At 67.1% G+C, this 6,576-nt stretch carries 6 protein-coding genes; 4 read left to right on the forward strand and 2 right to left on the reverse strand.

Going from position 1 to position 6,576, the window contains the following annotated elements; translation table 11 throughout:
- Positions 1–47 precede the first annotated feature (47 nt).
- From Q4A20_RS10220 to Q4A20_RS10235, 4 genes are all read left to right on the forward strand, one after another.
- Positions 48–1,679, forward strand: a complete 1,632-nt coding sequence (locus Q4A20_RS10220) for a SpaH/EbpB family LPXTG-anchored major pilin (protein ID WP_303122645.1) — start codon at positions 48–50, stop codon at positions 1,677–1,679.
- A 213-nt stretch (positions 1,680–1,892) separates the two neighbouring features.
- A complete protein-coding gene (locus Q4A20_RS10225; RefSeq protein ID WP_368502467.1) occupies positions 1,893–3,104 on the forward strand; it encodes a class C sortase in 1,212 nt (403 codons plus the stop codon).
- Positions 3,067–4,044, forward strand: a complete 978-nt coding sequence (locus tag Q4A20_RS10230) for a phosphatase PAP2 family protein (RefSeq protein ID WP_303122646.1) — start codon at positions 3,067–3,069, stop codon at positions 4,042–4,044. The genes Q4A20_RS10225 and Q4A20_RS10230 overlap by 38 nt, the downstream gene beginning before the upstream one ends.
- Positions 4,045–4,072: 28 nt before the next feature.
- On the forward strand, positions 4,073–4,588 hold the full coding sequence (locus Q4A20_RS10235) for a PH domain-containing protein (RefSeq protein WP_303122647.1): 516 nt from the start codon (positions 4,073–4,075) through the stop codon (positions 4,586–4,588).
- A gap of 111 nt (positions 4,589–4,699) precedes the next feature.
- Here the strand turns inward: Q4A20_RS10235 and Q4A20_RS10240 are convergent, their stop codons facing one another.
- Both Q4A20_RS10240 and Q4A20_RS10245 read right to left on the reverse strand, forming a co-directional pair.
- Positions 4,700–6,328 carry a cell wall metabolism sensor histidine kinase WalK gene (locus Q4A20_RS10240; protein WP_303122648.1) on the reverse strand — a complete coding sequence of 543 codons (1,629 nt, stop codon included), beginning with the start codon at positions 6,326–6,328 and terminating at the stop codon, positions 4,700–4,702.
- A 98-nt stretch (positions 6,329–6,426) separates the two neighbouring features.
- A partial coding sequence (locus Q4A20_RS10245) for a winged helix-turn-helix domain-containing protein (protein ID WP_303122651.1) occupies positions 6,427–6,576 on the reverse strand: 150 nt, incomplete at its 5' end.

The raw sequence follows: 6,576 nt of genomic DNA on the forward strand, positions 1-6,576 counted from the left end.
CAACCGGGCAGCCGGGCAACCCGAAACCACATCAACGAGGAGAACCCATGAAATCCCTCACCAGGCGCCGTGGCGCCGCCCTCGCTGCGGCGGTGGCCCTAGCAGTCGGCGGCGCTGTCGCGGCGCCCGTAGCCACGGCTGCGCCCGCTCCGGCGATCCTTGCCGCCGAGCCTGCGACTGACCCGGATCCTGCGCTCATCAACCCCGCCCAGGGGTCGAACCTGACCATCCACAAGCTGGCGCAGACCGAGAACAACGGCACCACGCCGGGCAACGGCTTGGAGGACTCCAGCGCCACCGGCGATCCGGTTGAGGGCGTGGAGTTCACGGTCACGAAGCTCAACTTCGACCTGACCACCCAGGCGGGTTGGGAAGCGCTCGCAGCGCTGAACGGCAGTGCCTCGGCGGCCAGGAACTACACAACCGACCAGACCACCACCCAGACCACCGGTGAAGATGGTGTGGCAAGGTTCTCGAACCTGGCGGTGGGTGCATACCTGGTCTCCGAGACCAAGGCTCCCCAGAACGTCACCACCGCCGAGGACTTCGTGGTCACCCTGCCGATGACCGACCCGGAGAACAACTGGTGGAACTACAACGTCCACGTCTACCCCAAGAACTCGGTCGTGGACTCCACCAAGGAGGTCTCCGACACCGGCTCTCCGACGATCGGCGACACCGTCACCTACACGATCAAGGCCGACATCCCCAAGATTGACGTCGACGGCGGCGCCACCATCAAGAACTACCAGATCGTCGACCCGCTCGACCCGCGCCTGCAGTACCAGGACACCACGGTGACCATGCTCGGCACCGGGGCGCAGGAACTCGCTGGAACCGACTATGAGATCGTCACCGCCGCCGGCAGCGATGGCAAGACCTACGTGACCGTCACCTTCACCGAGGCCGGTCGCGCCAAGATCGCCTCCGCTCGCGCCGCCGGGGACACCAGCACCCAGGTGCAGGTGGTCATTAACGCCACCATCAAGGCGATCGGCAACGGCAATGGCACCATCTCCAACACCTCGTTCCTGATCCCGAACGACTCGCAGACCAACTGGGACCCGAACAACCCCAACCCGGACGACGTCCCCGGTGAGCCCAGTGACGAGGTCAAGTCCTACTACGGCAAGGTGACCATCACCAAGAACGGTACCGACGGCAAGCCGGCCTCCACCTACGCCGGCGCCGAGTTCCAGGTCTACCAGTGCAACCCGACCGGTGCCACGCAGGGGCAGACCATCAACCGCGCCGACGCGAACATTACCGGTGCCGCACTGACGGCCAACCAGGTAACCGCCGAGGGCACGGTTGAGAACACCGCCAAGTTCACCACCGGTGCGGACGGCACCGTCACCATCGACGCGCTGCGTACCAACGACTTCGTCAACAACGCGGTCGTGGACAACCCCGGCTGGTACTGCCTGGTGGAGACCAAGGCCCCCACGGGTTATGAGATCCAGAGCAATCCCATCGCCTTCCAGGTGCTCAAGTCCCAGGTCGAGGCATCCCCGTTCTCCATTGGCTTCACGGTCACCGACGTCCCCTCCAACGCCGGCTTCCGTCTGCCGCTGACCGGTGCCAACGGCATCATCTTCGTCACCATCGCCGGCATCCTGCTGGTTGCGGGCGCGTTCCTGTTGGCGGTGCACAACAAGCGCCGCAGCGCCGAGGACTGATGATCGGGACGCGTCGGTCTGAATACTGACGACCGGCGTGGCACCAACCCGGCGGCGGCGTGTACGCAACGGATGATTCCGGAGGTACACGCCGCCGCCCACCAAGTCATATCGCACACGCCATGTCTTGGTGCCGGCGCCGGAACGTAGGCACCAGCAGGACCGTCGAACCTCTACCTCAGTACCCAGACCAATCCGCGTAGAAGGAAGCCAATGGGTTCCACGCCAACAATCGCCGACCTCCTGGATGTGCCGCACCGCGACGACGCCTCCTCCGCACCGTCTGCGGACCCGGCTTTCTCAAGCGGTGGCGGCGCTGAGCCCCCCGAAGAATCCGGCCACAAGACGGGCCGGAGACCCAGTAGGGGGAACCTCCTGATGGGCGTGCTGCCCTTCATCCTGGCACTGGCCGGAGCGCTGGTGCTCGCCTACCCGGTTTTGGCGACCCAGCACAACAATGCCCGCCAACAGGAGATCGCCGACCAGTACCAGGCGAGGATGGACTCCGCCAGTCCCGACCTGCTCGGCGCCGAACTCGCCGGTGCCGACAAGTACAACCGGGAACTCGCGTCCTCCCCGATCCTCGACCCCTGGCTGGATCAGCAGCGTCCCGACACCCCCCAGTACCAGGCGTATCTGGCCGAACTGGACCTGGACCAGGTCATGGCTCAGATCGTCATCCCCAAGATCCATGTGGACCTCCCCATCTACCACGGAACCGAGGCCGACACCCTCGCCCAGGGTGTTGGGCACCTGTTCGGCACCGCCCTGCCCGTGGGTGGAACCTCCACCCACTCCGTGCTGACCGGCCATACCGGCCTGGGCTCGGCCACACTCTTCGACGACCTGACCAAGCTTCAGGAGGGCGACGCCTTCTACTTGACCGCCGCCGGCCGCACCCTGAAGTACGAGGTCAATGACATTCGCGTGGTGCTGCCCACCGAGACCGACTCGCTGAACAAGGTGCCCGGTGAGGACTTGGTCACACTTATTACCTGCACCCCCTACGGCGTCAATACCCACCGTCTGCTGGTCACCGGCACGCGCGTTCCCATGGATCCGGTGCAGGCGGCGGCGGAGCAGGCCGCGGCCACGCCCGCGCCCATGCGTGGCTGGATGCTGTGGCTCATCGGAGCCGTAGTTGCCATTCTGAGCGTACTCGCCTTTGCCGCAGGCCGGGTGGTGTGGCGCCGTGTCAAGCGCACACGCGCTGTTGACGGCGAGCCGGGACGCCGCCGCGGCGCTGGCGATAGCGCCGAGCCCGCAGAGGATGGTGCCACCGCGCCGGCCGATCTCACTGATTCGCTGGGCCCCTACCTGGAGGCCTTACGGAATCGGCGGGGATCTTCAGGCGACATCCAGCCGGGACCCGTATCATGGGGGCCTAATGAAGACTCCCAGCACCGGCGGGAAACGCTCCCCTGAATATTTCGAAGACTTCCTTGAAGAGCGTCGATCCGATGCGCAGACCCGTACCCGTTCCCGGGCCGACCTGCTCATCGGGATCTGCATAGTGGGCTTTTACGCAGTCTGGCGGGCATCGGTGGCGTACCCGACCGGCCAGGCCATGGAGCAGATGGCCTTCGTCGGCTCACGCATCGGGGCGCGTTTCGTGTCCGCCCAAGCCCTGGGCCTGCTGCAAGTGGTGTCTGTGCCCGCCGCGATCGGCCTGGTACTCGTCGTGCTCGTCGGCGCCCTGTGGCGCGGCAGTCGCCGGCGGGCGCTGTGGGCGGCGGGCACGGTTGTAGCCATCAACGTGTCCACCCAGGTGATCAAGTATCTGGTCCTGTCGCGACCGGACTTTGGTTTTTCACAGAAGTTCGGCGGTGCCAACACCCTGCCTTCGGGGCATACCGCGGTAGCGGCCTCGGCCGCCGTCGCCCTGATTCTGGTCTCCACGCCGCGATGGCGCCCGGCGGCGGCATGGGCGGGGGCGGTGCTGGCCGCCGCCATGGGCTACGCCACCCTCGTGTGCCAGTGGCACCGTCCCGGGGATGTACTCGCCGCCCTGCTGCTGGCGACCTGCTGGGGTGGGGTGGCGATCACCTTCGGCGCCTGGGCGGATGAACCGCGCAGGGGAGACGCAGATGTGTGGACCCGCATCCGGCAGTACCAGCCTGAGAACAGTTTCTTCTCCGTAGTGGTCCTGGGCGGTCTGGCGGTGTTCGCCGGGGTCAACGCGCTAGTGTTTGAGGTGATCACCTGGCGCAACGTCGTCGACGTCGGGGGCGTCGCCGCCGTGGCAGCGGGCCAGATCACCCGCGACAGCGCCTTCCTCGCCTATGCGGCGGGGGCCTTCGGCACCGTTGGTATGGCTGGCATGGGGATGGCGTCGCTGGCCCTGCTGACGCCGCGGGAGGAGTAGCTTCGAGCCGCATGGCACACTTGGAGTCATGGCTCTGCCCCAGAAGTTGCTCAGCAAGGACGAGGTCGTGGTGCGGCACATGCGCACGCACCTGAAGGTTCTGCTCGGACGTATTATCGCGCTCGTTGCCCTCGTCGTTGCGGGCGTGGTGGTCTCCGTGCTGCTTCCGGACGCCGGCTGGCGCACCGGTGCGGTCGTCGCCGTGTGGGCGGCCGTCGTGGCCGCTGTCATCCCCATCTTCTTCATACCGTGGCTGCGCTGGCTCACCACCACCTACACGGTCACCTCCAAGCGGGTCATCACCCGTGCCGGTATCTTCAACAAGACCGGCCATGATCTGCCGCTGTCCCGCATCTCCGATGTGCAGCAGGAGCGCTCCATCGCCGACCGCATGTTCCGTTGCGGCAGCCTGTCCCTACAGACCAGCGCGGACGAGCCCCTCGTGCTGGTCGACGTCCCCGATGTGGAGATGGTGCAGGTGGAGATCTCCAATCTCCTGTTCCACGACGTCGAGGGCGCCATCAACGCCGATCCGGACGACTGACGCCGGGCGTACGGTCGGGCTTCCCGTCGCCTTGCGCCGACCTTGGGCCGGCAGCGACTGCCTCTTGGCAACCCCGATCGTCCGTTTTGGGATCACCCGTATCGGGAACGGTCAGGCGGCGTCCGCGGGTGATGGGGCCGGCGGCAGCGTCACGGTGAAGGTGGTGCCGTGGTCCTCGACGTCGGTGTGGGATTCCACGGTGAGGGTGCCGTGGTGGGACTGCACGATCGCCAGGGCGATGCTCATGCCCAGGCCGGTGGAGCCGGTGCGCCGTTCCCGGGAGGCGTCTGCGCGGGCGAAGCGTTCGAACAGACGCTCGCGCATGGAGGGGTCGATTCCCGGGCCGTCGTCTGCGATGGTGATGACCAGTGCGCCGTCATTGTCACGAGAGAGTGTGGTGACCACCCGGGTGCCGGCAGGGGTGTGCACACGGGCGTTGGCCAGTAGGTTGACCATCACCTGTCGCATCCTCGCCTCGTCACCGATCACCAGGGTCGGCTCGGGCACGAACTCCTCCGCGTCCTGCGGGCTCATCCAGGCGGGAGGCTCCAGGACCGCCAGATCCAGTTCCCAGACGTGGTCGGGGCCGGCGGCGCGGGCGTCCGCGACGGTGTCTACCAGAATCTCCACCAGATCGACCTCGTCGCGCTCAAGCTCGCGCCCCGCATCCAGGCGCGCCAGCAGCAGCAGATCCTCCACCAGGGCCGTCATCCGCACCGACTCCGAGTGCACCCGCTCCAGGGCATGCACGGCCTCCTCCGGCAGGGAGGTATCGGCGCCGCTGCGTTGGATCAGTTCGGTGTAACCGCGAATGGAGGCCAGCGGGGTGCGCAGCTCATGGGAGGCGTCGGCGACGAACTGACGCACCTGCGTTTCACTGCGCTGCCGGGCCGCTAGCGCGTCATCGACGTGGCCGAGCAAGGTGTTCAGTGCATTGCCGACCTGCCCGATCTCCTGTGAGGAGGTCAGGTCCACGACGTCGACCCTCTCCCGGATGCGCACCTCGCCGTGGGACAGCGGCTGGGAGGCGACTCGTTGGGCGGTTCCGGCCACCCGCTCCAGGGGCGCCAACGAGGCCCGTACCATGGCCCTGCCGGCGAATGCGGCGCTCAAGGCCCCGGCCAGTGCGATGCACAGTTGGACGAGCAGCTGGGTGCGGATCAACTTGTCATTGGCCGCGGTGGACAGGCCGGTGATCACCACGTCACCGCCGGCGGAGTCCTCAGTGACCAGCACTCGGTAGCCGCCCAGCGAGTCGATGCTGGCCGTCACCGGCTCGCCGGTGGCCTTCAGCGACAGCAGGGCCGCGCATTCGGCTTCGGTGAGTTTGCGGTAATTGCCCTCCCTGTCGATGTAGCCGGCCTTGACTGTGGAGAATGCGGAGGCGCCGCCCGTCCCGTCGGGCACGCGGGTGGCGATCAAGGTCAGTGTGCCGGTGGACTGCCCGACGGCGTCCAGGCCGATGGGAACATCCTCGCTCGGGGTGGGTTTTGGGGCCGAGCCGTCACCGAGCGGCGGAGTATCCGGGCTCTTGCCCGGGTAGCCGCCGGTGGGTGCGGCGCTTAGGCGGCGGGCGGCGGCGCGCTCGGACGCCGCCGTCAACTGCTCATCGAGTCGGTCGATCAGTGAATGGCGCAGCATGAGGGTGGACAGGGCCCCGATACCGCCGGCCATGACCAGGACGATGCCGATCACACCGACGACGAGTCGGGTTCGTAGGCTGCGGGGTGACAGGCGCATGTTGGTGAGCGTAATGGGGGTCCGCCCGCGCAGCTGCGAGGTAGTCGCCGACCGCCGGTGAACTCGGCGCGTGCCGGCCCGGGTCCCGAGCATCGGGGCTACTGGGCCTTGGGGGTGGGCTTGAGGACGTAGCCGACCCCCCGCATGGTGTGGATCATGGGCTCGCGGCCCTTATCGATCTTGCGACGCAGGTAGGAGATGTACAGCTCGACGATGTTGGCCTGCCCGCCGAAGTCGTAGTTCCACAC

This window comes from Actinomyces sp., assembly GCF_030530635.1.
Classification (GTDB): Bacteria; Actinomycetota; Actinomycetes; order Actinomycetales; family Actinomycetaceae; genus Actinomyces.